The following is a 25,091-nucleotide window of genomic DNA, read 5'->3' as shown; positions in this document are numbered from 1 at the left end:
TGGACGAGAACGGCGAGTGCAGCGACGAGCGCGATGGCGGCAGCGCGTATCCACCGGAGCACGTCGCTGTGAGCGGCGTCTCCTCGGTGAGCGGCTGTCGCCATGGCTTCCGTCCGTGCTTGGGTTGAATCCGAGCTTGAGCTGAAAGGGACCCGTCGCCGTCAACATACCCAGTGGGGGTAATCCCGGGCGGAAACGGCGAGGGCGCGGCCCCGACCGCCATGGGGTCACAGACGCAGTGCGCGGCGCAGCGTGTCGCTGAACTCCGCGAACCTCTCCTCGGCCTGGGCCGGATCGGCGCGGGCGGCTTCGGTGACACAGCCGCGTACGTGGTCGTCGAGGAGGCCGAGGGCGACTTCCTGCAGGGCGCGGCCGGCGGCGCTGATCTGGGTGAGGACGTCGATGCAGTAGCGGTCGTCGGTGATCATGCGGGAGATGCCGCGTATCTGGCCTTCGATCTTGCTCAGGCGGGCCAGGTGGTCGGCCTTGCGGGCGGCGTAGCCGGGTGTCTGGGTGTGCTGCCCGTGAGTGTGGCCTGGGGAGGCCGGAGCGCTGGTCATCGGGGTTCACCTCCCTGGTGCGTACCGCCGGGTGCGGGGGCCGTATAGCGGTCCGGATCTCCGTCGAACGCGGCGGCGCAGTGGGCGGAGCAGAAGTGGTACGTGCCGTGCTCGGTCTGCCGTTGTTCGGCGGCGGTGGTCCTGTCCACCTGCATGCCGCACACCGGGTCGGTGACCACGCGGTCACCGCCGGGGGAGGGGCGGTCGGCGGTGGACTCGACCCGAGGCCGGCCGTGGGCGGGCCGGGCCTCGGGCAGCGGCTGGGGGTGCCAGCGGCGTAGCCGGGAGGCGTTGGTGACGACCGACAGCGAACTGAGCGCCATGGCCGCGGCGGCGATGACCGGGCTCAGCCGCAGGCCCCACACCGGGTACAGGGCGCCTGCGGCGAGCGGGACACCGACGGCGTTGTAGACCAGGGCGAAGAACAGGTTCTGCCGGATGTTGCGCATGGTGGCCCGCGACAGCCGGATCGCGGTGACGACCCCGCTGAGGGATCCGGAGATCAGGGTGATGTCGGCGGCCTCGATGGCCACGTCGGTGCCGGTGCCGATGGCCAGGCCGACGTCGGCGGCGGCCAGGGCGGGGGCGTCGTTGATGCCGTCGCCGACCATGCCGACGACGCGGCCCTCGCCCTGCAGTCGGCGTATCTCGTCGGCCTTGTGCTCGGGCAGCACCTCGGCCAGCACCCGGTCCACGCCCACCTGGGCGGCGATCGCCGCGGCGGTGCGGGCGTTGTCGCCGGTGATGATGACGACATCCACGCCGAGGCGCCCCAGCGCGGTGATGGCGGCGGCGGAGTCGTCCTTGACGGTGTCGGCGACGGCCAGCACACCGGCGGGACGTCCGTCGACGGCGGCGAGCACGGGAGTCTTGCCCTCGGCCGACAGGTCGGCCGCGACGGTGGCCAGGGCGGTGGTGTCGATGCCGACGTCGCCGAGGAGCCGGGCGGTGCCGACCAGCACGGCGTGTCCGTCGACGGTGGCCTGGACGCCCTTGCCGGTGACCGAGTCGAAGCCGGACGCAGTCGGCGGGCGAAGACCGCGCTCGCGGGCGCCGTCGACGATGGCCTGGGCGAGGGGGTGTTCGCTGTCGGCCTCGGCTGCGGCGACCAAACGGAGCAGTTCGGATGCGTTGGATCCTTCGGCGGGGTGGACGTCGGTCAGGACGGGTTTGCCCGCGGTGACGGTGCCGGTCTTGTCCAGGACCACGGTGTCCAGCTTGTGCGCGGTCTCCAGGGCTTCGGCGGAGCGGATGAGGATGCCGGCCTGGGCGCCCTTGCCGGTGCCGACCATCACGGACAGCGGCGTGGCCAGGCCCAGCGCGCACGGGCAGGCGATGATCAGCACCGCCACCGCGGAGACCAGAGCGAGGGTCAGGGCGGGGGAGGGCCCGAGGGTGAACCAGATCGCGAAGGTGCCGATCGCGATGGCGATGACCGCGGGCACGAAGTACGCCGACACGGCATCGGCGAGCCGCTGGATGGGTGCCTTGGACGCCTGGGCCTGCTGCACCAGCCGGATGATCTGGGCCAGCATCGTGTCCGCCCCGACCTTGGCCGCCCGTACCCGCAGCGACCCGGTCCCGTTGACGGTCGCGCCGATGACCGTGTCCCCGGCGTGCTTCGTGACGGGCATCGGCTCACCGGTGACCATCGACTCGTCCACGGGGGAGGAGCCGGAGAGCACCTCGGCGTCGACCGGGATCTTCTCTCCGGGCCGGATGACGATCTCGTCGCCGACCACGACGTCCTCGATCGGGATCTCCGTCTCGGCGCCGTCGCGCATGACGCGCGCGGTGCGGGCCTGCAGGCCCAGCAGGGCCCGGATGGCCTCGCCGGTGCCGGCCTTGGCGCGGGCCTCCAGCAGCCGGCCGAGCAGGATCAGGGTCAGGATCACGCCGACGGCCTCGTAGTAGACCTCGCGCACGTCCTCGGGCAGCAGGCCGGGGGCGAGGGTGGCCAGCAGGCTGTAGCCGTAGGCGGCCGAAGTACCGAGGGTGATCAGGGAGTTCATGTCGGCGGCCCGGTGGCGCAGGGTCAGCCAGCCCGTCACGTGGATCGGCCACCCGGTGAAGAACATCACCGGAGTGATCAGCGCCAGCTGCAGCCAGTGGTCGAGCATCCAGCCCGGCACCCAGTCCGCGCCGAACACCTCGTGCGCCATCACCGCGAACAGCACCGGGGCGGTGAGCACCGCGCCCGTCAGCACCCTGCGGGTGAGGTCCTTGATCTCCGCCCGCCGCTCGGCGGCGTCCGCGGCCTCCGACTCCGCGGCCGACCGTTCTCCGCCCGCCGAGGGCGGCCCACCGGGCGCAGGAGGAGCTGCGGACGTGACGTCGGCGCCGACAGCGCCAAGCGGTGCGGGCTCTTCCGCGGGCTCGACCAGCAGCGTGCCGTGGATCATGTTCATGCCGCAGGCGAAGCCGAAGGAGCCCGGACGCTCCGGATTCAGCCGTACGGTCGTACGTGCGTGAGCGGGCAGCCCCGCGCCCACCTTGAGATCGGGGAAGACCACACGGGAGGTGCACTCCCCGGCCTCCTGCCGGTCGAAGACCAAGTCCACCGGTGTGCCCTGCCGAACCTTGATCACATCGGGGCTGTAGCCGCCCCGCACTGTGACCTCCACTCGCTGGACGCCGCCTTCCAGCCGGGCGGTACCGGCCCGGCGCGGTCCGAAGAAGTACCAGCCCAGCGCTCCGACCAGCACGGCCGAGGCCAGGACCACAACGACATCGACGGTACCCATGGGCGTCTCGCCTCCCTTGACGGGTCACTCTTCAGCGTGTGCCCGGGTACCCCTGCCGGGTAGGGGCTGAACGGCCCACCGGCCCTGGACCGTTCGGCCCCAGACCGCCACGCCGGGCAGAGGCACGATGCAGGGGAAGGAGCAGAAAGCCCCGGCCCGGGGCGTCCGTCCGACCCCCCGTTCGCCGACAAGCCGAAGCAGGTGAGTGGCGATGATGTTCTGGTACGACCACGACGTCAGCGGATGGGGTTGGTTCGCGATGTCGGCCGGCATGATCCTTTTCTGGGCGTTGATCATCGCAGTCGTCGTGCTGCTCGTCCGCACCCTCAACCACCCCCACGAACACACCCACACCCCCGCCGCGCCCACGCCCGAGGACATCCTTCGCGAACGGCTGGCCCGCGGGGACATCGACGAGGAGGAGTACCGGCGCCGCCTGACCGCCTTGCACGCCGGCCCTCCCACGAAGACCTGAAACTCGGGCCGCTCCCGTCGCGGCCCGCAGTCCTCCGCTGAAGGAGGCCAGTGATGAACGACAAGCGCAACTACGGCATGTACGCCCTTGCCGCAGCGATCGTCTTTGTAGGAGCCCTGGTTGTCGGGGTGCCGCTGGACAGCCTGGTCTGGCTGGCTCTCGTCGCCGCCTGCCCGCTGATGATGTTCTTCATGATGCGGGGCATGCACGGCCAGGACACGCATGGCGGTCACGATCAACACCGCGACCGCGACGACCGGAACGAGGATCGGCTGCGCAAGCGCGACCACCGCACCGGGCCCGGTCGGCTCTGACCGTCCACGCCCGGGTCCGGGGGCGAACGTCATGGCGGCCGTGATCACTTCGCCGGCCAGGGTGCTGGTCCTGGGGGCATCGTCTATGACATTGCCCGGCTGATCACCCTTGACGAGCCCCGCCGCCTGCCGCTGGTCCGCCTATGCGGACGACGATCCTGACCTTGATCATGCTCCCGGTCCTGGTGCAACGCGGGACCGGTGGGCCGCCTGTGCCGCCGTCACGCCTGCGTTCTGGCTCCGCTGCCCACGTGCGGACCGCCACAAAACAGATATTGGAATTGCTAAATTCAGCAATTGATTACATGCTGTGGTGGCTGCGCCCGTCCGTCCTGATCCGGTAGCCGCGGGCGCAGCGCTTACGTGTCTGGCGTGTGCCGTGTCTGCCCCGCGGGGGTGGGGTTCGTAGGGGAAGCCGAGGGGTCGTGTCCGTTCCGCTGTACCAGGCCAAGGCCGAGTTCTTCCGGATGCTGGGGCATCCGGTGCGGATACGGGTGCTGGAGCTGTTGCAGGAGGGGCCGATGCCGGTGCGGGACCTGCTGGCCGCCATCGAGGTGGAGCCGTCCAGCCTGTCGCAGCAGCTGGCGGTATTGCGCCGCTCGGGGATCGTCACCTCGACGCGCGAGGGCCAGGCCGTCGTCTACGCACTGGCCGGCGGGGATGTGGCCGACCTGCTGAAGGCCGCGCGGCGGATCCTGACCGAGATGCTCACCGGGCAGAACGAGCTGCTGGCCGAGCTGCGGGAAGCCGAGGTCACTGCGCGATGAGCACGCTCTTCGCCCGGGCCTGGGCCCGGTTCACGTCCCTGCTGCCCACGCGCTCCGACCTCGTGGAAGCGCGGCGCGACCCGCGCCGGGACCTGCTCGCCGGGCTCACCGTGGCCATCGTGGCGCTGCCGCTCGCGCTCGGCTTCGGCGTCTCCTCCGGCCTCGGCGCGGAGGCGGGCCTGGCGACCGCGGTGGTCGCGGGTGCGCTCGCCGCGGTCTTCGGCGGATCGAATCTCCAGGTGTCCGGGCCGACCGGGGCCATGACGGTGGTCCTCGTCCCGATCGTCGGCCAGTACGGGGCGACCGGTGTGTTGACGGTCGGAGTGATGGCCGGGGTCATGCTGGTCGCCCTGGCCGCGCTGCGCGCCGGGAAGTACATGCAGTACGTTCCCGCTCCCGTGGTAGAGGGCTTCACCCTCGGCATCGCCTGCGTCATCGGCCTTCAGCAGGTCCCGAACGCGCTCGGCGTGCCCAAGCCCGAGGGTGACCGGGTGCTGGTGGTCACCTGGCGCGCGGTCGAGGAGTTCGCCAAGTCTCCGAACTGGACCGCTGTGGGCTTCGCGGTCGCCGTGGCCGCGGTCATGCTGGCCGGGGCCCGCTGGCGGCCGACCGTCCCCTTCTCGATCCTCGCGGTGATCGCGGCCACGATCGTGGCGCAGGTGGCCGGGCTGGACGCGGCGAAGCCGATCGGCGACCTGCCGGCCGGGCTGCCCGCGCCCTCGCTGTCCTTCCTGGAGCTCGGCTCGCTGGGCTCCCTGTTCGCCCCTGCGGTGGCGGTCGCCGCGCTGGCCGCCCTGGAGTCGCTGCTGTCCGCCTCGGTCGCGGACGGCATGACGGTCGGCCAGAAGCACGACCCGGACCGGGAGTTGTTCGGCCAGGGCCTGGCGAACATCGCCGCCCCGCTGTTCGGCGGCGTTCCGGCGACCGGCGCCATCGCGCGCACCGCCGTCAACGTCCGCACCGGCGCGAGCTCCCGCCTGGCAGCCCTCACGCACGCCGTGATCCTCGCCGTCATCGTCTTCGCCGCCGCGCCGCTCGTCTCGAAGATCCCGCTGGCCGCGCTCGCCGGTGTCCTGCTGGCCACCGCGATCCGGATGGTGGAGGTCGGCTCGCTGAAGGCGATGGCGAAGGCCACCCGCTCCGACGCGCTGATCCTCGTCCTGACCGCCGTCGCCACGCTCGCCCTGGACCTGGTGTACGCCGTGATCATCGGCCTTGTTGTGGCGGGCGCCCTTGCCCTGCGCGCGGTCGCCAAGCAGGCCCGCTTCGACCAGGTGCCCCTGGACCACGGTGACCACAGTGCCGAGGAGCACGCGCTGCTCGCCGAGCACATCGTCGCCTACCGCATCGACGGCCCGCTCTTCTTCGCCGCCGCCCACCGCTTCCTGCTGGAGCTGACCGAGGTGGCGGATGTCCGCGTCGTCATCCTGCGCATGTCCCGCGTCTCTACCATGGACGCCACCGGCGCTCTGGTCCTCAAGGACGCGGTGGAGAAGCTGCACCGCCGCGGCATCGTCGTCATGACCTCCGGGATACGCCCCGGCCAGCGCCAGGTCCTCGACTCGGTGGGCGCCCTCGACCTCCTGCGTCTGGACGGCCGGGAGTACGCCACCACCCCCGAGGCCATCCAGGGCGCCCGCGACCACCTGGAGATGGCCGGTGTCCTTCCTGCCGTCCCCGCGCAGAAGACGCAGCCGACGAGTGCGAAGACGACCGACGTCAGTGAGGAACCAGCCCGATGAGCACCACTCCCGCCACGCTGCGCATGGTCGAGGTCTCCGGCGCGGAGGCGCTGTGGCTGGTGGAGGGCAGCTGTCTGGGGCGGCTGGTGTATCGGCAGCGGGAGTCGACCGTGGTGCGGCCTGGCCACCACACCTGGGAGTACGGCCGCCTGGTGGTGCGGACGCCCGCGCCCGTCGCCGCGGTCCCCTTCACCGTGACCTACCACGTGGACGAGATCCGTGCGGCGAGTGGCACCGGCTGGAGCGTCACCGTCGAAGGACCGGTCGACGTGATTACCGACCCCGACGAGGCCGCCCACTACCGGCGCACCCTGGCCGGCTGGACGCACGGCCCGCACGACACGCTGCTGCGCGTCCACCCGCAGGCGGTCACCGGATTCCGCCTCGCCCGCCAGGCGGAGGGCTGATGTCCACCCGGTTGGAGACGCTGCCCCACCGGCACGTGCTCACCCTGCCCAGCCAACCGGCGGCCGTCCGCGTCGCCCGCCAGACCGCCGAACAGACCCTGATCGAATGGGGCATCGGCCTGCGCCACCCCACCGTGGACCCGGCCCTGCTGATCCTCAGCGAGCTGGTCACCAACAGCGTGCGGCACGCCGCCGTGCTCTCCCCGCAGGTCACGGTGATCTACGCGGCCGGCACGGACTGCCTGGCCTTCGCCGTCCACGACCGGCACCCCTACCAGCCCTCGCTGTACGCGTCCGTCACCGGCACGGGTGCCGGGGGGCTGGGCACCGTCATGGAGCTGGTGCTCGGCCTGGGCGGCACCGCCAGAGTCCGGGGCGATGCGGACGGCAAGGGCAAGAGCATCTGGATCACCCTTCCGCTCTGAGCGCAGAGCAGATCCCCTAACGGGCAACTCGCACAAGGAAGTTCACTGTCATGACCATCGACTGGCGCTACACGATCGAGCAGGATCTCGGCATTCTCGCCGTCGCCGGATACCTGGGCCCGGACGCGGTGCACCGCTTCTCCGGCGCGGTCGGCTGGGTGCTCGCGCGCGGCACCGGGCCGGTCGTCGTCGACCTCAGCGAACTGCGCGGCTGGTCCACCGAGGGACAGCAGGCGATCACCAAGGCCGCGGTGCGCCTCGCCGCGGCGGGACGTGGCCTGGAACTGGCCTCGATCCCCGCCGACGGCTCCCTCGTCCCGGCCGGTGACGGCCCGGACATCCCCGTCCACGCCGACCTGACCGCAGCTCTCGCCGCACACGGCGCGCAGGGCGGGGGACACACGGAGCACGTGGCAGGCCACCACGAGTGGCGGACGACAGGGTGGCCCAGCGGAGATCAGACCGGAGAATGACCCCCAGGGCTCATCCACACGCGAAGGCACCGTCACGGTCCCGCACGGGAACGACGGTGCAGACGTCCTCCTCGGTCGCGATGGCGACATCCTCGGTGAACCCCATCGCGACCAGCTCCCGCCCGGAGGCACTGGTGGCGACCGCGTGCGCCAGGTCGGCGGTGCCTTCGTAACTCGCCTTCGCTGCTGCCGCCTCGGCGGAGAGCTGGCCTGCGCCCTGGGAGTGCAGGTCCGAGATGAGGGCTCCGGCCCCGAGCAGGTCCTCCAGGGCGGGCCGCAGGCTACCGTCCGGCCACCGCTCACCCGAGGCGATCACGGCCACGGGTGACGCGGGCGTGCCGTAGCCGCGGGCGGTGAGCCAGCCACTGACCGCGGTGATATTGCGCAGACAGGCGGCGACCACCGGCACCCCGGGTGGCGCGGCGGCGGCGATGGTCGCACCGTTCGGGGACGGCAACACAAGGCGGACCACGAACGGCGCGGCCCGCAGATGGGCCGGTGACAGCGACCAAGGGCTGTCGGGCGTGACGGCACGGCGTCCCACAGCCAACCGCGCGCCCGACTGCCGCGCGTAGACGGCGGCGGCCTTCTCTGCCGCACTGCGCTCAGCCTCGGTCACAGAGCCGTCCGGCAGCCAGAACGGAAGCACCCGGGTGCCCTGCCGGACGGCGACACTCACCGCCGTGGTGAACGACAGCACGTCGACGACCACCAGGCAGGCCGCCTCCGCGGCGAGGCGGCCCGCACCGGCCGGACCCCACTCGAAGCGGATCCCGCTACCGGACTGAGCAGCCCAGTCACCCATCCCTCTACCTCCCCCACACCGGATGCGGCACGAGGGTCAGCCGCGAGGGCGATCCGGGGTCGGCTGCGAGGACCTGCCGCCGAAGGACAGCTTCAGCATGCGGTCGTGGCCGCAGCGCGGGCAGGAGTCGTCCGGGCCCACGGCTGTGGGACTGCACTTGAGACGGCAGGCCGGGCACTTGAACCAGGTGACGCCCAGCCCCCGCAGCGGAGTGATTCTCATGCAAGCCTCCCTCACACGACGTATGGAATTGCTAATGTTAGCAATTCCTGAGGTCGTCATGGATGGATCCGAGCCGCTCGGTTCGTCGGCACGGGTTCGGCCGGGCCGACACCACAGGCGAGGATGGCCGTATGTGTGTGACGAGTGGGTGGAAGCGATGTACCGACATCCGGCCGGCGGGGCCGTGCCGCAGTGTCGGGGAGGGGACAGGCCGGTGAGTACGCCGCTGTACCAACTCAAGGCCGAGTTCTTCAAGACCCTCGGACATCCCGCGCGCATCCGGGTCCTGGAGCTGCTGAGCGAGCGCGAGTACGCGGTCGCCGAGATGCTGCCCGAGGTGGGCATCGAGCCCGCGCACCTCTCCCAGCAGCTCGCGGTGCTGCGCCGGGCGAACCTGGTCATCACCCGCAGGGCGGGCTCGACCGTGTACTACTCGCTGACCAGCCCGCACATCGCCGAGCTGCTGATGACCGCGCGGACCATCCTGTCGGGCGTGCTGGCCGAGCAGGCCGAACTCCTCGCCGACCTGCAGGCCGCACAGCAGGAGGCGAAGCCGCCGTCGTAGCGACGGCCCTCGATCGGCGGCCGCCTCCCGGGCGGTGGACAGCACTCCGCGACAGCGGGAGGCGGCCGCCTTCACCACATCGCAAGACCAGGGCAAAACATCATAAAGTGCCGTAACTCGACACGCGGGTGAACCTGTTGGTCACCTGCGGACAGTCCTCACCATCACAGGGAGGCGTCATGGGCCTGCTGCGCAAGATCCGTACCACCGGGCGGGTGGCCGAGCCCGCACCGCCGCGCCCGGAAGGTGAACCCCCACCGCAGGCGCGGGAGTTCGCAGGCTCGGTTCAAGTCCGGTGCGTTGACGCCGGGTCCTGCAACGGCTGCGAGATCGAGATCGCGGCGGCCTTCAACCCGGTGTACGACGCCGAGCGGTACGGCGCCCGGCTGGTCGCCTCGCCCCGGCACGCGGACGTGGCCCTGGTGACCGGGCCGGTGACACGGAACATGGCGGAACCGCTGCGGCGCACGGTCGCCGCGATGGGCGAGCCCCGGCTGGTGGTCGCGGTCGGGGACTGCGCGATCAACTGCGGCGAGTTCGCGGGCGGCTACGGCGTCGAGGGCGCTGTCTCCGACGTCGTACCGGTGGATCTGGCCGTGCCTGGGTGCCCGCCGGAGCCGCAGGAGATCGTGGCGGCGCTCAGGAGGGTGACCGGCCGGTGAGCATGATCCCGGCCGCCCTCGCGACGGCCACCACACTGGGCGGCGCGGGCGCGCTGGCCGGGCTCGCACTGCCGTACCGCCTGCGGGTGCTGGTCGTTGGGGTGCTGACGGCGGGCGTGGGGGTCGCGGGTGGTGCGGCGGGGGTGGCCGCGCTGGGCGGCGGCCACTGGTCGACCACCTTCCCGGGGCTGCTGCCGCTGGCCGGAGCACAGGTGGCCATGGACGCACTCGGGGGCCTGTTCACGGCGGTCGCGGGGGCCGTCGTAGCCGCCGTCGCGATCTACGGCATCGGCTACGCCGCCGGCCACGGCCCGCACGGACTCGGCTCGCGCACCGCGCAGGCGGTGCTGCCGCTGTTCGCGCTCACGCTGGTCCTCGTACCGGTAGCAGCGTCGGTGTCCACCTTCCTCATGTTGTGGGAGCTGATGGCGCTCGCCTCGCTGCTCCTGGTACTGGCCGAGCACCGGGAGCGGGCCTCGGTGCGGCAGGCGGGCGTCTGGTACGCCGTCATGACGCACCTCGGCCTGGTCCTACTGCTCGGCGGGCTCGCGCTGTTCGCCGCGTGGGCGGGTGGTGAGACCTTCGCCGCGCTGCGGGCCAGCGCGCAGGCTGTGTCGCCGACCGCGCGCGGTCTCGTCTTCGTCCTGGTGGCGGCCGGGTTCACGTCGAAGGCGGGCGCGGTGCCGCTGCACGCCTGGCTGCCGCGCGCGCATCCCGAAGCGCCCAGCCCCGTCTCGGCGTTGATGAGCGCGGCCATGGTCAACCTCGGCGTCTACGGGCTGGTGCGGGTCAGCTTCGATCTGCTGGGCGGCGGACCGGCCTGGTGGTGGCTGGGGTTGATGGCGGTCGGCGGGGTCAGCGCGGTGTACGGGATCCTTCAGGCGGCGATGGCCTCGGACCTGAAGCGGCTGCTGGCGTACTCGACCAGCGAGAACATGGGGCTGGTGCTCATCGGGGTGGGGGCGTCCGGGCTGTTCGCCGCCTACGGGGACCGGCCGTTGGCCGCGCTGGCCCTCGCGGCGGCGCTGCTGCACGTGGTCAACCACGCCGCGTTCAAAGCCCTGTTGTTCTGCGCGGCCGGCTCGGTGCTGCGTTCCACCGGCGAGCGGAACCTGGATCTGCTGGGCGGGCTGCGCGCCCGGATGCCGGTCACGGCCGGGCTGTTCACCGTCGCCGCGCTGGGGGCGGTGGCGCTGCCGCCGGGCAACGGGTTCATCAGCGAGTGGCTGCTGCTGCAGTCCCTGGTCCACGGGCTTCAGGTACCGGGAGTGGCTCCAGCTGTCGTCCTGCCCGTGGCGGTGGCGCTGATCGCGCTGTCGGCGGGACTCGCGGCGGCGGTGTTCGTCAAGGCGCTCGGCGTGGGCTTCTTTGCCCGGCCGCGCAGCGAGAAGGCCGCGGCGGCCAAGGAATCACCGCTGCCCATGCTTGCCGGGATGGGCCTGCTCACCGCCGGATGCGCGGGTCTGGCGCTGGTGCCGGGGCTGCTGGGCGACGGGCTGGACCGGGCGGTGGGTTCGGTAGGGCTGCCGGGCAGTGGGGCGGTGTCGGGCGGAGGGCTGAAGGTGCGGCTTGCCAGCATCTCCGCGTCGCTGTCGCCTCTGTGGATCGTCGCGGGGCTCACCGCCGCGCTCATGCTCGCGGCCGGTCTGCCCCGGCTGTACGCGCGCCGTCGGCGCCGGGTGAACGCGCGGCTGTGGGACTGCGGCGGCGGGGCGCCCACCCCGCGCATGGCCTATACGGCGACCTCGTTCGCCGAGCCGCTCCAGCGGGTATTCGACGACGTCCTCGCCCCCGAGCAGGACGTGGACGTCACACCGGTGCGCGAGTCGTCGTACCTGGTGGAGCGGGTGCGCTTCTCCCGCGCGGTGCCCGACCGGATCGAACACCGGCTGTACGAGCCGGTGCTGAGCGCGCTGGCCGGTGCCGGACGGGCGGCGCGTCGGCTCGCGGGCGGCAGCGTGCACCTCTACCTCGGCTACGGCTTCGTCGGCCTGGTCGTCCTGCTGTTGGCGTTGGCGGTGGGCTGGTGATGAACAGGATCGGGTATGCGGCCGTCGCGGGCCAGGTCGTCGTGGTCGTCGCCGGGGCCCCACTGCTGACCGGGTGGATGCGGCAGGTCCGGGCGCGACTCGAAGGCCGGGCCGGCGCCGGAGTGCTGCAACCCTGGCGGGACGCACGGAAGTTGCTGCGGAAGGAGCCGATCACCCCGGTGGGCACCGGGCCCGCCTTCCGCACGGCACCCGCGCTGCTGGTGGCCACCACCGTCGTGGCCGCCGCCCTGGTACCGCTGCTGTCCACGGACACCCCGGTCAGCTCCCACGCCGACCTGATCGTGGTGGTGGCGCTGATCGCGCTCGGCACGCTCACCCTCGCACTGGCCGGGCTCGACACCGGCACCGCGTTCGGCGGGATGGGCGCCTCCCGGGAGATGACGGTGGCCGCCCTGGTGGAGCCGACCATCCTGCTGTCGGTGTTCGCCCTCTCGATACCGGCCGGAACCACCAACCTGGCGTCCATCGTCTCCGGCGCGGTCCACGAACCGGGCCGCCTTGCCTCCCCGGCCGGCCTGCTGGCCACGGCGGCGCTCGCAGTCGCCGTCCTCGCCGAGACTGGGCGGATTCCGGTGGACAACCCCTCCACCCACCTCGAACTCACCATGATCCACGAGGCGATGGTGCTGGAGTACGCGGGCCCGGACCTGGCGCTGGTCGAACTCGGCGCCCAGATGCGGCTCACCCTGTTGCTGGGCCTGCTGTCGTCGCTGTTCGTGCCGTGGGGGATCGCCACGAGTATCTCCTGGGCCGCCCTGGTCGTGGCCCTGGTGGCGTTCGCGGCGAAGCTGGTGTTGTTGGGCGCGGTGTTGGCGGCGGCCGAAGTGTTCTGGGCGAAGGTGCGCCTGTTCAAGGTGCCCGAACTGCTCGCCGGGTCCTTCCTGCTGGCGCTGCTCGCGGTGACGTCCTCGTACTTCCTGAGCGGAGGATCATGAGCGAGAGTCTGTTCACCCAGCTTCTCGACCTGGCCTGCGGTGCCTTCCTGCTGGCGGCCGTGGTCGTGCTGTGGCGGCGCGAACTGGCCGCGATCGTCCGCCTCTTCGCGTTGCAAGGCATGGCCCTCGCCGCGATCGCGGTGCTGCTCGGCGCGCATGAGGAGCGGTGGGAGCTGGTCATCGTCGGGCTGGGGATCGGCGTCCTGCGGGCCGGGGTCCTGCCCTACCTGATCCGCCGGGCCCTGGCGACGCTCGCGCCCAAACGCGACTACAGCGAGGAGGTACGGGAGGCCCAGCCGTTGGTGAACGTCGCCGCCTCCCTGCTCACCGCCGCCGCGCTCACCCTGCTCGCCTACGCGGTGGCCCGCCCGCTGACCGAACTGCATCCGACCCCGGCGACCCGTGCGCTGCCGGTCGGCCTCGCCGTCGTCCTGATCGGCTTCTTCGTGCTGGTCACCCGACGGCGGGCGCTGGCCCAGGTGGTCGGCTTCCTCCTGCTGGACAACGGCATCACCGCCACCGCCTTCCTCGCCACCTCCGGGGTGCCGCTGATCGTCGAACTCGGTGTCTCCTTCGATGTGTTGCTGGCGGTACTGGTGCTGCAGATCCTCACCACCCGGATGCGGGAGGCGTTCGGTACCACCGACATCGACGACCTGCGGGAGCTGCACGACTGATGAACGCGATGTCGACCGCCGCGCTCCTGACCGCGCCCGCCGCCGCACCGCTTGCCGTGGCGGCCGGGTACACCCTCACCGCACGCGCTACTCGCGGAACCACTCGCGAGGTGCCGGCCGTCCGCCGCGAAAGGGATCGTCGTCCACGACTGGTGGAGAAGGCCGCCGCCGGCTCTCCCCGTGGAACCGCGCGAGGGGCAGCGCGCGTGACAGATGACAGGGGGGACTCAGGAGACGCCTCTGCGCCCGGTGGCCCGGTCGCTGCTCTCCGGGCGCGGAGGCGCCATCCGGCCGACTGGACCGGACTGGTATCTCCGGCGGTGATCCTGGCCTGCGGTGCGATCCTGGCCGCTGACGTCATCGGCAACGGGCCCGTGGCCGCATACTCCGGCCTGCTGCGTGCCGACGCGCTGACCGCGTGGATGCTGCTCGTGGTGGGTGCCGTCGCGCTGATCGCCTGCGGCTCGGCACCGGCGTATCTGGCGGGCGAGCGGGCCGCGGGACGCGCCACCGACCAGACGGTGTGGCGCTACCACATTCTTGTGCAGGCGTTCCTCGGCGCGATGTGCCTGGCCGTCGTCACCGCCAACCTCGGCGTGCTGTGGGTCGCGATCGAGGCCACCACCATCGTCACCGCCTTCCTGGTCGGCCACCGCCACACCCGTACGTCCGTGGAGGCGGCCTGGAAGTACGTGGTGATCTGCTCGGCCGGCATCGCCCTCGCCTTCCTCGGCACCGTGCTCATCTACTACGCCGCCCGGCAGGCGGGTGTCGCCGAGGCCTGGGCCTTGGACTGGCCCACGCTCGTGGCCCGTGCCGACCAGCTGGACCCGGCGGTCACCCGGTTGGGCATCTCCCTGGTCGTGCTCGGCTTCGGCGCCAAGGCCGGCCTCGTCCCGCTGCACGCCTGGCTGCCCGACGCCCACAGCCAGGCCCCCGCACCCGTGTCCGCGCTGATGTCCGGCGTGCTGCTGTCGGTCGCCTTCACCGCGATCCTGCGCTACCGGGTCATCGCCGACGCCGCCCTCGGCCCCGGCTTCACCCAGGCCCTGCTGGCGGGAATCGCCCTGCTGACGCTCGCGCTCGCCGCCGCCCTGCTGCTCGCTCAACGCGACTACAAGCGGATGCTGGCCTACTCCAGCATGGAGCACATGAGCCTGATCGCCCTGGCCACGGCGATCGGCAGCCCGCTCGCCCTGTCCGTCGCCCTGCTGCACATCGCCGGACACGGGCTCGCCAAGTCCGTCGCCTTCTGCGCCTCCGGGCGGATCCTGCAGCTGACGCGTACCAGCCGGATCGGGCGGGTGCGCGGGCTGGTCACCCAAGTGCCCTGGCTGGGCGGGGTGTTCGGACTGGCTGTGGCGGCGCTGCTCGGTTTTCCGCCGTTCAGCCTGTTCGCCTCCGAACTGGGCATCGCCCGCGCCGGATTCGCCGCCGGCTCCGGCTTGGAGTTGGCCACGGCGGTGGCCCTGCTGCTCGTACTGGTGGCTTTCGCGGCGCTCGCTGCCCGTACGGCCCGGATGCTCCTGGGCCCCGGGGAACCGGCCGACACGGACGCCTCAGCCACGCCGGCCGCGTGGCCGCTCGCGCTCGGCCTGGCCGCCTGCGCCGCCCTGGGTATCGCCACCGGCCCGCTCACCGACCTGCTGCACGACGCCGCCCAGGCGATCGGAGGCCACTGACGCCATGCGCAAGACGTACCAGGTCAGCCCCACTACCCTGCCCCAGCACGCAGAGGACCTGCTTACCCAAGGCAACCGGCTCGCCCTGGTCGCCGCGCACCATGACGAGCAGGGCATGCGGGTGGTGTATCTGTTCGTGTCCGGCCCGCCCGACACCCGCACCGAACTCCACGTCCGCCTCGCACCGAATGGGCCCGAGGCCGTGCCGACCCTCGCCCATCTCTCCTTCCCCGCAGGCCGGTTCGAGCGCGAGATGCGCGACTTGTTCGGCATCGTCCCCCTTGACCACCCGCTCCCGCGCCGCCTCGTCCGCCACTTCCACTGGCCCCGCGGCTGGTACCCGATGCGCCCCAAAGCCGGCTCCCCGCCAGCCTTCGGCGAGCAGGAAGGGCCGTACCCCTTCCTGGAAGTAGAGGGGGATGGTGTGTACGAGATCCCCGTCGGGCCCGTGCATGCCGGTCTGATCGAACCCGGTCACTTCCGCTTCTCCGTGGTCGGCGAGACCATCCTCAAGCTCAAGGCCCGTCTCTGGTTCGTCCACAGAGGTGTGGAAAAGTTGTTCCAGGGTCGCTCTGTGGCCGCCGGCCTGCCGCTCGCCGAACGCATCAGCGGCGACACCGCCGTCGGCCACGCCCTCGCCTACTGCCTGGCGGTGGAGGAGGCCACCGGCACCGAAGCCCCGCCCGAGGCCCAGCGCGCCCGCGCACTGCTGCTGGAACTGGAGCGCGTCCACAACCACGTCGCCGACCTCGGCATGCTCTGCAACGACGTCGGCCACGGCATCCTCAACGCCCACGCCCAGCGGGTGCGCGAGCAACTCCTGCGTCTCAACAAGGAGATCACCGGACACCGGCTGCTGCGCGGCGGCGTCGTCCCCGGCGGCGCCGCCCTGCGCACCCTGCCCGACCCCGTGCGCCTGAAGGCGATCGGCGAGGACATCCGCGAGATCACTGACCTGGCCCTGGGCCACTCCACCGTCCGCGACCGCTTCACCGGCACCGCCATCCTGCACACCGCCGCGGCACGGGAGATCGGCTGCCTCGGCTATGTCGCCCGCGCCAGCGGCATCCCCGACGACGCCCGCATCGCGCATCCGTTCACCGACTACGGCGCACAGCTCAGCGTCCCCGTGCACGACAGCGGCGATGTCCTGGCCCGCTTCCTGGTCCGCGCCGAGGAGATCGACGTATCCCTTGCTCTGATTGCACAGTTCGCCGAAGGACTCAGCGCACCCGCCGCCGTACTGGCACCCGCACCCTTCCCCGGCACCGGTCCCCGAACGGGTGTGGGTCTGGTGGAAGGCTGGCGCGGCACCATCGCCACCCGTGTCGAACTCGCCCCAGACGGCACCCTGGCCCGCGTGAAGCCGGTCGACCCGTCCTTCTTCAACTGGCCCGCCCTGCCGGTCGCGTTGGCGGACACGATCGTCCCCGACTTCCCGCTGACGAACAAGAGTTTCAACCTCTCCTACGCGGGCAACGATCTGTGATCCGTCGGCCCGGCGGCGGTCTCAGTGCACGAGCCGGTAGCCGGTCACCAGCTCGGCCTGGATGAGGACCACGTGCTCCATCTCCGTGTTGATCCAGGGCGTGAGCTCGGCGTGGTAGCGGGAGAGCGCCTGCGGGTCACTCACGCGGCTCGCCCGGCCGGTCACCATCACGCTCCACCCCGCGTGCGTGTCCTCATCGATCCGGTCGGCCTCGTACACCACCACCTCCGACGCCGATGCGGAGGCCAGCAGCGCGGCCCCGGCATGCGTGCGGATGACGATGTCGCCGTCGTCGTTCACGAGGTGGTTGACCGGGCGGATCACCGGGAGGGCTTGGTGGGTGAAGCCCACACGTCCCATGGATACGCTCGCGAGCAGTTTGAGCGACTCCTCCTGGTCCAGCTCGATCATCTGCGTGCCAGACAAGGGACCCGACGGCCGGGCGGTCATGGCAGCTCCCCACAAGCGGCCTCGTGCTCGGCCGCCGACGGCCACAGCACCTCGACATCGACTCCATGGCTGCGGGCGTACGCCACCAGATGCGCCGTCCAGTCCCGGCCGCTCGACGGCCTGCCGTCCCAGATCGCCAGCACGCGCACACACGAACGCAGCAGGCTCTCGTCCGCCGCCACACAGGCACCACGGTCGCCCGGATCGAATTCCACCAGCCGCACCTGCTCGGACAGCAACAGCAGCTCGCCCGCCGCTTTCCGGTCCGGCTCGGCCATCGGCGCGGGCACACCGCCGTACGACGGCAGCACCGTCACCAGCGCCAGCCCCGCCCTACGGGCGGCCCGCCCGAACGCCACCGGCAGCCCCCGCCCCGCGCGGACGAGTCCCGCCCGGCCCGCCTCGGCGAATGAGGTCAGCCGGGAGCGCAGCTCGTCCTCCAGCAGCACGAGCGTCGAAGCGCTGAGATCGGGATGCCCCACAACAGCGATCAACTCCGGCCGTCCTTTCTCCCCATCACCTAGTGGCCATGGCAACTGTCCAATTGAAGAGGTCTTCAGCCGGCGACAGGGTAATCCGCCTCGCCGTCCCGTGGACGACCGTCCGGGGGAGTGGCGGCCGCCCACGAGCATGCTTGATCATCTCGAAGCGGAACGCGGTGCACCAGGGCCGACCAGGATCCACATGGGGGCCGGTGGGCCCTTGCGAACTCCGGGCTGCCCCTACTTGTGCGGTGGCCGAGGCCCGGCTACTTGTTGGCGTGCTCGCCCAGATAGAACAGCAGCCACACGAACCCGGCGAACAGGTGGGTGCCGAAGATGTAGAAGCCGGCGCGCAGCGCGACGCCACGCTGCTTCTGGTCCTCCGCGTCCCGGGGCTTGCGCTTGTCGGCATCGCTCACAATGTCATTCCCTTCCTTCGTCGTGCCGTGTCTGCCTACTGGGGGATCTCGAAGCGGACGAGGACGACCTTGCCGACGTGGTCGACGGCCGGTTCGGCGCTGAGCTCTCCGTCGTAGTCGGCGGCCAGTTCAGCGACCATCCGCAGTCCGGCGCCCATGCCTTCGAGGGTGAGATCCGGCAGGCGCGGCTCGATGTCAGCGACGCTGATGACCAGTGTGTGGCCGGCGACGGTTATCCCCACGTCGGTGAACGGTGAGTGCGCGGCATGCCGCAGCACGTTGGTGACCAGTTCGCTGACCACCAGCAGCACCGCGTCCGCGAAGGCGGACTCCGGGGCGACGCCGGCCTCGGTGAACTGTCCGGCCACGCTCTCGCGGGCCTCGCGTACCGCGTCGGGCCCCACCCGCACCGAGGTGACGTGCCGCCGCAAAGGGGCTCGTACGTGCTCGATCGCCGCGGCGGGCCTGTCCCGGTGCCAGGGCATCCGGAAGCGGCGGGCGTCGCCGGTCACCGCGCTGCTTCCGTTCGGCGCAGTTCGTCGAGCAGGTCCTGCCGTCCGGCCAGCAGCACGGACAGGATCCGCCGGGCGGTGGCCAGCAGCTCGGCCACGTCGCCGCCGGCCAGCTCGTAGATGACCGTCGACCCGGTACGGGTGGCGGTGACGATCCCGGAGCGGCGCAGCACTGCCAGCTGCTGCGACAGGTTCGACGGCTCGACCTCGATTTCCGCCAGCAGCTCCCGCACCGGCTTCGGGCCGTCCTGCAGCAGCTCCAGCACACGGATCCGTACCGGATGCCCGAGCATCCGGAAGAACTCCGCCTTCGCCTCGTACAGCGGAACCGTCACCCCGATCACCCCTTACCCTCCGAACTCTCCGACAGGTCCGCGCCGGCATCGATACCGTGCCGTCGCGCCACCCGCAGCGCGTCGTCCAGCTCGTCCTGCGCCACCGCCACCTCGTAGGCGTCCTCGGCCTCCAAAGCCGCCGACAGTGCGGTACGCGCCGCGCGCACCCGCTCCAGCACGGCCTCGGTGAAACCACCCACCGAGGACCACCTCCCCTACGACCTGACCGACATGGCAACTAGCGAATTGAAGAACTCTTCAAGAGTAGTGGACGACCATCCGCCCAAGCTCCCCCGGCCAGCAGGACCGACACCGACACTGACGCCTGAGCCGGCCTGCCCTGATGCGTCCGCCTCGTCCCGGTGCGGCCGTCTCCGGACTCGCTCGGCCGTCCGACAAGGCACCGAACATCGATCGATTTTGCGAATTCATTACGAATCCGAAAGATTCTACGACCCCCCGTATCCGTACTCCTGTACGTGCGCGATCCCGGACCGGAGCAGGAGACGCGGTGCTCGTTTCGCGGAAGGCAGCGGGAACTCTCTTCGTCGGCGGTGCGCTCGCCCTCACCCTCGGCTCGCTCATCTACCCAGCCATGCTCGGAGTCCAGAAGGTCACCAGCTCGCCCGACCGGGTCATCGCCCACCCGGCGACCGGACCGATGACGGAAGCTGACCGGGACTTCGTCGTCCTGGTGCGTGCGGCCGGACTGTGGGAGTACCCCGTCGGTCAGATGGCGTTACAGAAGGGCACGACCAAAGCGGTCAAGGCCGCCGGGGAGCACCTGATCGACGGGCATGCCTCACTGGACGCCGCCTGCCGCGAAACCGCCATCCAACTGAACATCACACTGCCCGACCAGCCGGCGCCACAACAACAGGGCTTCGTAAGCCGGTTGAACGCGGACAGCGGCAAGCAGTTCGACACCGACATGGCCACCATCCTCCGCGCGACGAACGGCCAGCTCCTCCCCACGATCGCGAACGTCCGCACCACCACGAAGAACTCACTGATCCGCGCCCTGGCCGACCAGGTCAACGACACCGTCCTGGACCACATCACAGTCCTGGAGAAGACCGGCCTGGTCGACTTCGACCAGGCCATCGTCCAGCAGACCACCTCGCCCAAGCTCCCGGCCCGAGACACGACTCCGCCGCCCCCGGTCGCGGGCCAGCCGCAGGTCGTCCTCACCCCGCAGGCGAACAGCGCGGTCTCGCCAAGTCCATCGGCGGCGGGATGAGGACACAGGCCGAACGGCCTGCGACGGCCAGGCGGTCGTGTCCAGCCCCCGCCCCGCCGTCCTCCAGCAGTGAACGGCTGATCAGCGCCTCTCCAAAGTCACTGCATACGTCTCGGAGACCGACGACAACGAACAGGGCTGCCACCTCCCCGACCGGAGGCTCCGCCCATCTGTCTGGGGCGGATCCATCGCCCTACGCTGCCGACTTGGCGCGGCAGGAGGACGGTCCGGCGGCGTCCGGCTCACCCGCACCTGAGGTGTCCAAACGGGGAAGCTGCTGTGTTGGCCGTGGCGTCCCGGCCCCCGCGGGCACTTGCCCTGGCGAGGCCGCCGCCAGAATGCTCGGCATCGTGAAGTGCTCAGCGCGGCGAGGCAGGGCATCGGGCCGACGTCACTGCCGAATGCTGCCCATCTCCGCGGTGAACAGCACCGGGTCGCTGTCGAACCCCCGCACCATCTCCCGGAACTCCCACGCTCCGGACGCGTCCCTGGTGAACTCGGCGACCGTCGCGGCCGTGGCATCGGCGACGCCCGTGAAGTCCTCCGCCAGCAGTTGCCGGTAGCCCTCGACGACGAGCACCCCGGCGCCGGTTATGTCGCCGAATACACGGGGGCCACCGTCCTGGTGGACGGCCACGCCGACCACTACCCGACCGTAGGCGGAGGACATCCGATCGAACTCCAGCACCATCGCCTCGACGAACCCGAAGCCCAGCCCGGTCTCGCTGTGCCGGCTCATGTTGATCGTGCCGTCCGGCGAGCGGCTCTCGGAGTGGACGACGTACACCGGTCGCCCGTAAGGGCCGTCCACCGAGTAGGTCGCGGCGATGATGTCGAGATGCCGAGGCGGTTCCCCGAACGGACTCGGGTCCCATCTGAGCTTCACTTCGACCTTGCTCAGTCCCTTGCCGACACCACTCACCATGTTGCCCCCCGTCAGGCCACAGCGGGACGTCCTCCCCGCATCATCAAGTATGTGCACTGAACAGGCTCTTGATACCTCCATAGCGCGCTTCGTCCGGGCGCCGCCGCGTCGAGTTCCTCGGTCGGCGGGCTGATCGCCCCCTCGGGCCGCGCGATCGAATCCTTGACCGTAGGTGTTCGTCGGCCTCGGGTGGTGTGGTCCGCAAGAGATCCTGTGCGACCCCGATGTCAGTGGTGACTGTGATGCTGGTGGGGTGACTCCTTGGAACCTGCTCGACCTCGACAAGGCCCTGCGCGCCGCCTGGGCCGCCGACACCTGTTCACCCGACGACCAGGCCGAATGGCGACCGGACAACCCGGCGTGGGGACACTGCGACGTGACGGCCCTGATCGTGAACGACATATTCGGCGGTGATCTCCTCGTCGGCGAGGTGTACCGCGACGGATCCCCGCGCGGTTTCCACTGGTGGAACCGCCTGCCCAGCGGCGTGGAACTCGATCTGACCAACGAACAGTTCGAGCATGGCGAGACCGTCACCGGCACCCGTGTCGTCCAACGCCCGCCGGGCCCGCTCCCCCGCCGCTGGGAGGAGTACCTCGTACTGCGTGAGCGCGTCGTCGAGCACCTCGGACACCTCCCGGAGCCCGCCTGACGATGGCGCCAGGCGCCTCGACTCGCGCAAACGGAACGGTGATGGTGTTCTTCGTGAGGCGCTGCGAGCACGGTCCGGACAAGGACCCGCTGCGCAAGCACGCCCGGCACACCGGACCTGGCAGGTTCTGGCCGGCCCAGGCCAGGGGAAGGCGGAGCGCCATGGCGGCTGTGATCGCCCCGGAGCGCCCCGCCGTCTGTGTCCCTGGGGGAGCTTTGTCCCTGTGCCTCTCCAACGTCCTGTCGATCGTCGGTGGATGATCCAGTGGTCAGCAGATGCGCGGGAGTTGCTCGCCCAGCGGCATGTCCACCACACGCCGGGCGCCGACCAGCGTGCGCAGCGTCACCCGGCCGCCGCCCGGCCCGTCCGCCAGGACGTCACCGATGCGGACCGCTTTCCCGCCCTCGGGGACCGAACGCATGGCGGCGAGTGCTTCGTCGGCGGCCGAGGGTGCGACGAAGGCGACCAGGCAGCCTTCGTTGGCGACGATCAGGGGGTCGAGGCCAAGGAGGTCGCAGGCGGAGGCGACCGATGCCGGAACTGGGAGGGCGTTCTCCTCGATCTCGACGGCGACGGACGAGTCGCGGGCGATCTCGTTCAGGGATGCGGCGAGTCCGCCGCGGGTCGGGTCGCGCAGGGTGTGGACGTGTTCGCCGAGTGGTGCCAAGGCGCGGACGAGGCGGTGCAGGGGTTGGCTGTCCGAGGCGATGTCACTTTCGAAGCCAAGCCCTTCGCGGGTGGAGAGCACGGTGGTGCCGTGCAGTCCGATCGGGCCGGAGAGAAGGACGGCGTCGCCGGGGCGGGCGAGCGCGGCGGACGGATACAGCGCGCCGGGGCGCTGTCCGATGCCGGTGGTGTTGATGAACACCTTGTCGACCGCACCTCTGCCGACGACTTTGGTGTCACCCGTGATCACGGGCACTTCGGCGGCGTGCGCTGCCTTGCCCAACGACTGGAGGACCGAGTGGAGTTCGGACAGCGGGAGCCCTTCCTCGATGATGAGGGCCACGGACAGGGCCAGCGGCCACGCGCCGCGCATCGCGAGGTCGTTGATGGTGCCGTGCACCGCGAGCGAGCCGATGTCCCCTCCGGGGAAGAACAGCGGACTGACGACGAAACTGTCCGTGCTCACCACCAGTTCGGGGTGGCCCGGCAGGAGCGCCGCGTCCTCCAATGGGCCGCTCCGGTCGCCGAAAGCGGGCAGCACCAGTGTGCTGAGGAGTTCGGCGCTCAGTCGGCCTCCGGCGCCGTGCCCCAGCAGGACGACCTCCTCCTCGTGACGGGGAGCGGGGCATTCGATGGTCATGGCGACGTCACTTCCTTCGTGCGACCGGCCGCGTGGAAGGCGGCGCAGGTTCCTTCGGCGGAGACCATCGGCGCGCCGAGCGGATGGCGGGGTGTGCAGCGGGTGCCGTAGGCCGCGCAGTCGGTGGGCAGCCGGGCGCCGGTGAGGATGGCGCCGGCGATGCACTCGGGGTCCTCGACCGGCCGCAGTCCGCCTACCTCGAAGCGGCGGGCGGCGTCGAACCGCGCGTAGGCGGCGGTGAGTTCGAGTCCGCTGTCGGGCAGTGCGCCGATGCCGCGCCACGCGCGGTCGGTGACGCGGAACACCGTGGCGACGGCGTCCTGCGCCTCCGTGTTGCCTGAGCGGCGTACGGCTCGTACGTACTGGTTCTCGACCTCGGACCGGCCGGACTCCAGTTGCCGTACGGCCATCAGGATGCCCTCCAGCAGGTCGAGCGGCTCGAACCCGGTGACCACGATCGGCACGTGGTACTCCCGCGCGATCGGTTCGTACTCGCGCCAGCCCATCACCGCGCAGACGTGCCCGGCGGCGAGGAAGGCCTGCACCTCGCAGTCGGGGTCGTCGAGCAGTGCGGTCAGCGCGGGCGGGACGAGGACGTGGCTGACCAGCATCGAGAAGTTCGCGAGGCCCAGGCGGGCCGCGTGCAGCACGGCCATGGCGTTGGCGGGCGCGGTGGTCTCGAACCCGACGGCGAGGAAGACCACTTCGTGGTCCGGGCGCTCCTGGGCGACGCGGACCGCGTCCATCGGTGTGTAGACGACGCGGACGTCGGCGCCGCGCGCCCGCAGCGACAGCAGGTCGGTGTCGGATCCGGGCACGCGCAGCATGTCGCCGAAGCTGGTGAAGATCACACCCGGGCGGGCCGCGATGGCCATCGCCCGGTCCAGGGTCTCCAGCGGGGTGACGCACACCGGGCAGCCCGGTCCGTGGATCATCCGCATCCCGACGGGGAGCAGTTCGTCGATGCCCTGCCGGACCAGGGTGTGGGTCTGCCCGCCGCACACCTCCATGATCCGCCAGGGGCGCGTCGCGGTGCGGCGCAGCTCATCGAGGAGTCGGCGGGCCAGCGCCGGGTCGCGGTATTCGTCGAGGTACTTCACTGCGGGTCACTCCGGGCAGGTGCGGTGGAGAGATGACACTGGACGTCGACGATGCCCTCGACGGCGCGAGCCAGACGCTCCACCACCGTCACCGGTAGGGCGCCGTCGACCCACCCGGTGAGGGTGACGACACCCTCGGCGACCTCGACCCGTACATGGTCGGCGGCCTCGGGGAACAGGCGGTCGACAACCTCACGGCGCACTTCTTCGGCGAGTTCCTCGTCGTCCCGGAGGAACACCTTGAGCAGGTCCGCCCGGCTGACGACGCCTTCAAGCATGCCCACGTCGTTGACGACGGGCAGTCGTTTGACCTTGCGCAGGGCCATGATGCGAGCCGCCTCGGGCAGGGTGGCGTCGGCGTGCACGGTGACCGCCGGGGCGCTCATCAGTTCCCCTGCGGTCAGCGCGCCGGCCTTGGCGAGGTCGGGCAGGCGGCGCATCTGGGTCTGCCGGTCGGGGTCGCTGTCGCGGAACTCCTCCTTGGGCAGCAGATCGGCCTCCGAGACGACGCCGATCACCCGGCCCTCGCCCTCCAGCACGGGAAGGGCGCTGACCTTCCACTGCTGGATCAGCTTGACGATGTCCTTGAACGGGGCGTCGCGGCCCACGGCGACGACGGTGTGCGTCATCACATCGCTCACTATGTGCGGGCTACCCTGCATGGTCTCCTCCTCG

30 protein-coding genes are annotated in these 25,091 nt (G+C 71.1%); 16 read left to right on the top strand and 14 right to left on the bottom strand.

The window, feature by feature from the left end; translation table 11 throughout:
- Window positions 1–227: 227 nt before the first annotated feature.
- Together ABZ928_RS42675 and ABZ928_RS42670 are read right to left on the bottom strand one after the other, a co-directional pair.
- The gene (locus ABZ928_RS42675) at window positions 228–560 is read right to left on the bottom strand and encodes a metal-sensitive transcriptional regulator (protein WP_361531659.1); all 333 of its coding nucleotides are present in this window, start codon (window positions 558–560) and stop codon (window positions 228–230) included.
- Window positions 557–3,304, bottom strand: a complete 2,748-nt coding sequence (locus tag ABZ928_RS42670) for a heavy metal translocating P-type ATPase (protein WP_361531656.1) — start codon at window positions 3,302–3,304, stop codon at window positions 557–559. Before ABZ928_RS42670 ends, ABZ928_RS42675 begins: the two co-directional genes overlap by 4 nt.
- A 211-nt stretch (window positions 3,305–3,515) precedes the next feature.
- Here ABZ928_RS42670 and ABZ928_RS42665 point away from each other — a divergent pair, with 211 nt between their 5' ends.
- From ABZ928_RS42665 to ABZ928_RS42635, 7 genes are all read left to right on the top strand, one after another.
- Window positions 3,516–3,779: an SHOCT domain-containing protein gene (locus ABZ928_RS42665; protein WP_361531653.1), complete on the top strand. Its 264-nt coding sequence runs from the start codon at window positions 3,516–3,518 to the stop codon at window positions 3,777–3,779.
- Between the two features lie 53 nt (window positions 3,780–3,832).
- Window positions 3,833–4,093, top strand: a complete 261-nt coding sequence (locus ABZ928_RS42660; RefSeq protein WP_361531650.1) for a DUF2933 domain-containing protein — start codon at window positions 3,833–3,835, stop codon at window positions 4,091–4,093.
- A gap of 425 nt (window positions 4,094–4,518) precedes the next feature.
- The gene (locus ABZ928_RS42655) at window positions 4,519–4,860 is read left to right on the top strand and encodes a metalloregulator ArsR/SmtB family transcription factor (protein WP_361531647.1); all 342 of its coding nucleotides are present in this window, start codon (window positions 4,519–4,521) and stop codon (window positions 4,858–4,860) included.
- Window positions 4,857–6,602 (top strand): SulP family inorganic anion transporter, encoded by a 1,746-nt coding sequence (locus ABZ928_RS42650; protein WP_361531644.1) that lies wholly within the window; start codon window positions 4,857–4,859, stop codon window positions 6,600–6,602. Before ABZ928_RS42655 ends, ABZ928_RS42650 begins: the two co-directional genes overlap by 4 nt.
- On the top strand, window positions 6,599–7,009 hold the full coding sequence (locus tag ABZ928_RS42645) for a pyridoxamine 5'-phosphate oxidase family protein (RefSeq protein ID WP_361531641.1): 411 nt from the start codon (window positions 6,599–6,601) through the stop codon (window positions 7,007–7,009). The genes ABZ928_RS42650 and ABZ928_RS42645 overlap by 4 nt, the downstream gene beginning before the upstream one ends.
- Entirely contained in the window at window positions 7,009–7,434 is a 426-nt protein-coding gene (locus ABZ928_RS42640; protein WP_361531638.1) for an ATP-binding protein, read from the top strand. The genes ABZ928_RS42645 and ABZ928_RS42640 overlap by 1 nt, the downstream gene beginning before the upstream one ends.
- 50 nt (window positions 7,435–7,484) lie before the next feature.
- Window positions 7,485–7,907: an STAS domain-containing protein gene (locus tag ABZ928_RS42635; RefSeq protein WP_361531635.1), complete on the top strand. Its 423-nt coding sequence runs from the start codon at window positions 7,485–7,487 to the stop codon at window positions 7,905–7,907.
- A gap of 10 nt (window positions 7,908–7,917) precedes the next feature.
- Here ABZ928_RS42635 and ABZ928_RS42630 read toward each other — a convergent pair whose 3' ends face one another.
- The gene (locus ABZ928_RS42630) at window positions 7,918–8,712 is read right to left on the bottom strand and encodes a 2-phosphosulfolactate phosphatase (RefSeq protein WP_361531632.1); all 795 of its coding nucleotides are present in this window, start codon (window positions 8,710–8,712) and stop codon (window positions 7,918–7,920) included.
- Window positions 8,713–8,748: 36 nt separating this feature from the next.
- On the bottom strand, window positions 8,749–8,934 hold the full coding sequence (locus tag ABZ928_RS42625; RefSeq protein ID WP_361531629.1) for a hypothetical protein: 186 nt from the start codon (window positions 8,932–8,934) through the stop codon (window positions 8,749–8,751).
- 214 nt (window positions 8,935–9,148) lie between these two features.
- Between ABZ928_RS42625 and ABZ928_RS42620 the strand changes: the two genes are divergently transcribed.
- The 7 genes from ABZ928_RS42620 to ABZ928_RS42590 all read left to right on the top strand — a co-directional run bounded on the left by ABZ928_RS42620 (window position 9,149) and on the right by ABZ928_RS42590 (window position 16,995).
- Window positions 9,149–9,499: a metalloregulator ArsR/SmtB family transcription factor gene (locus ABZ928_RS42620; RefSeq protein WP_361531626.1), complete on the top strand. Its 351-nt coding sequence runs from the start codon at window positions 9,149–9,151 to the stop codon at window positions 9,497–9,499.
- 179 nt (window positions 9,500–9,678) lie between these two features.
- Window positions 9,679–10,161, top strand: a complete 483-nt coding sequence (locus ABZ928_RS42615; RefSeq protein ID WP_361531623.1) for an oxidoreductase — start codon at window positions 9,679–9,681, stop codon at window positions 10,159–10,161.
- A gap of 2 nt (window positions 10,162–10,163) precedes the next feature.
- Window positions 10,164–12,191 carry a proton-conducting transporter membrane subunit gene (locus ABZ928_RS42610; RefSeq protein WP_361531930.1) on the top strand — a complete coding sequence of 676 codons (2,028 nt, stop codon included), beginning with the start codon at window positions 10,164–10,166 and terminating at the stop codon, window positions 12,189–12,191.
- Window positions 12,191–13,147: an NADH-quinone oxidoreductase subunit H gene (locus ABZ928_RS42605; protein ID WP_361531620.1), complete on the top strand. Its 957-nt coding sequence runs from the start codon at window positions 12,191–12,193 to the stop codon at window positions 13,145–13,147. Before ABZ928_RS42610 ends, ABZ928_RS42605 begins: the two co-directional genes overlap by 1 nt.
- On the top strand, window positions 13,144–13,824 hold the full coding sequence (locus tag ABZ928_RS42600; RefSeq protein WP_361531617.1) for a hypothetical protein: 681 nt from the start codon (window positions 13,144–13,146) through the stop codon (window positions 13,822–13,824). The genes ABZ928_RS42605 and ABZ928_RS42600 overlap by 4 nt, the downstream gene beginning before the upstream one ends.
- Before the next feature lie 320 nt (window positions 13,825–14,144).
- A complete protein-coding gene (locus ABZ928_RS42595) occupies window positions 14,145–15,506 on the top strand; it encodes a proton-conducting transporter membrane subunit (protein WP_361531614.1) in 1,362 nt (453 codons plus the stop codon).
- A gap of 4 nt (window positions 15,507–15,510) precedes the next feature.
- Complete coding sequence (locus tag ABZ928_RS42590) at window positions 15,511–16,995, top strand: NADH-quinone oxidoreductase subunit C (RefSeq protein ID WP_361531611.1); 1,485 nt, start codon at window positions 15,511–15,513, stop codon at window positions 16,993–16,995.
- 21 nt (window positions 16,996–17,016) lie between these two features.
- Here ABZ928_RS42590 and ABZ928_RS42585 read toward each other — a convergent pair whose 3' ends face one another.
- From ABZ928_RS42585 to ABZ928_RS42560, 6 genes are all read right to left on the bottom strand, one after another.
- Window positions 17,017–17,445 carry a pyridoxamine 5'-phosphate oxidase family protein gene (locus tag ABZ928_RS42585; RefSeq protein WP_361531608.1) on the bottom strand — a complete coding sequence of 143 codons (429 nt, stop codon included), beginning with the start codon at window positions 17,443–17,445 and terminating at the stop codon, window positions 17,017–17,019.
- Window positions 17,442–17,939 carry a hypothetical protein gene (locus ABZ928_RS42580; protein ID WP_361531605.1) on the bottom strand — a complete coding sequence of 166 codons (498 nt, stop codon included), beginning with the start codon at window positions 17,937–17,939 and terminating at the stop codon, window positions 17,442–17,444. Before ABZ928_RS42580 ends, ABZ928_RS42585 begins: the two co-directional genes overlap by 4 nt.
- A gap of 254 nt (window positions 17,940–18,193) precedes the next feature.
- Complete coding sequence (locus tag ABZ928_RS42575; RefSeq protein ID WP_361531602.1) at window positions 18,194–18,346, bottom strand: DUF6126 family protein; 153 nt, start codon at window positions 18,344–18,346, stop codon at window positions 18,194–18,196.
- A gap of 35 nt (window positions 18,347–18,381) precedes the next feature.
- Window positions 18,382–18,858 (bottom strand): ATP-binding protein, encoded by a 477-nt coding sequence (locus tag ABZ928_RS42570; RefSeq protein ID WP_361531599.1) that lies wholly within the window; start codon window positions 18,856–18,858, stop codon window positions 18,382–18,384.
- A complete protein-coding gene (locus ABZ928_RS42565; RefSeq protein ID WP_361531596.1) occupies window positions 18,855–19,193 on the bottom strand; it encodes a metalloregulator ArsR/SmtB family transcription factor in 339 nt (112 codons plus the stop codon). Before ABZ928_RS42565 ends, ABZ928_RS42570 begins: the two co-directional genes overlap by 4 nt.
- A gap of 5 nt (window positions 19,194–19,198) precedes the next feature.
- Entirely contained in the window at window positions 19,199–19,393 is a 195-nt protein-coding gene (locus tag ABZ928_RS42560; RefSeq protein ID WP_361531593.1) for a hypothetical protein, read from the bottom strand.
- Between the two features lie 311 nt (window positions 19,394–19,704).
- On the opposite strand from ABZ928_RS42560, the gene ABZ928_RS42555 reads away from it, so the two are divergent.
- Complete coding sequence (locus ABZ928_RS42555) at window positions 19,705–20,433, top strand: DUF4142 domain-containing protein (protein WP_361531590.1); 729 nt, start codon at window positions 19,705–19,707, stop codon at window positions 20,431–20,433.
- A gap of 391 nt (window positions 20,434–20,824) precedes the next feature.
- On the opposite strand, the gene ABZ928_RS42550 is transcribed toward ABZ928_RS42555, so the two are convergent.
- Window positions 20,825–21,358, bottom strand: a complete 534-nt coding sequence (locus ABZ928_RS42550; protein ID WP_361531587.1) for a TerD family protein — start codon at window positions 21,356–21,358, stop codon at window positions 20,825–20,827.
- Window positions 21,359–21,611: 253 nt separating this feature from the next.
- Here ABZ928_RS42550 and ABZ928_RS42545 point away from each other — a divergent pair, with 253 nt between their 5' ends.
- Window positions 21,612–22,010 (top strand): hypothetical protein, encoded by a 399-nt coding sequence (locus tag ABZ928_RS42545; protein ID WP_361531584.1) that lies wholly within the window; start codon window positions 21,612–21,614, stop codon window positions 22,008–22,010.
- A gap of 268 nt (window positions 22,011–22,278) precedes the next feature.
- Here the strand turns inward: ABZ928_RS42545 and hypE are convergent, their stop codons facing one another.
- From hypE to ABZ928_RS42530, 3 genes are read right to left on the bottom strand one after another with little or no spacing between them, the layout of a single operon-like run.
- A complete protein-coding gene (gene hypE, locus ABZ928_RS42540) occupies window positions 22,279–23,316 on the bottom strand; it encodes a hydrogenase expression/formation protein HypE (protein WP_361531581.1) in 1,038 nt (345 codons plus the stop codon).
- Complete coding sequence (hypD, locus tag ABZ928_RS42535) at window positions 23,313–24,416, bottom strand: hydrogenase formation protein HypD (RefSeq protein ID WP_361531578.1); 1,104 nt, start codon at window positions 24,414–24,416, stop codon at window positions 23,313–23,315. Before hypD ends, hypE begins: the two co-directional genes overlap by 4 nt.
- Window positions 24,413–25,078, bottom strand: coding sequence for a CBS domain-containing protein (locus ABZ928_RS42530; protein ID WP_361531575.1), 666 nt, complete (start codon window positions 25,076–25,078; stop codon window positions 24,413–24,415). Before ABZ928_RS42530 ends, hypD begins: the two co-directional genes overlap by 4 nt.
- Between the last annotated feature and the right edge of the window lie 13 nt (window positions 25,079–25,091).

Origin of the sequence: Streptomyces sp. NPDC046909 (genome assembly GCF_040644695.1) — a bacterium.
Lineage (GTDB): Bacteria > Actinomycetota > Actinomycetes > Streptomycetales > Streptomycetaceae > Streptomyces.
Note: the sequence above shows the minus strand (reverse complement) of the source record. Positions and strands in the feature narration are given on the sequence as shown.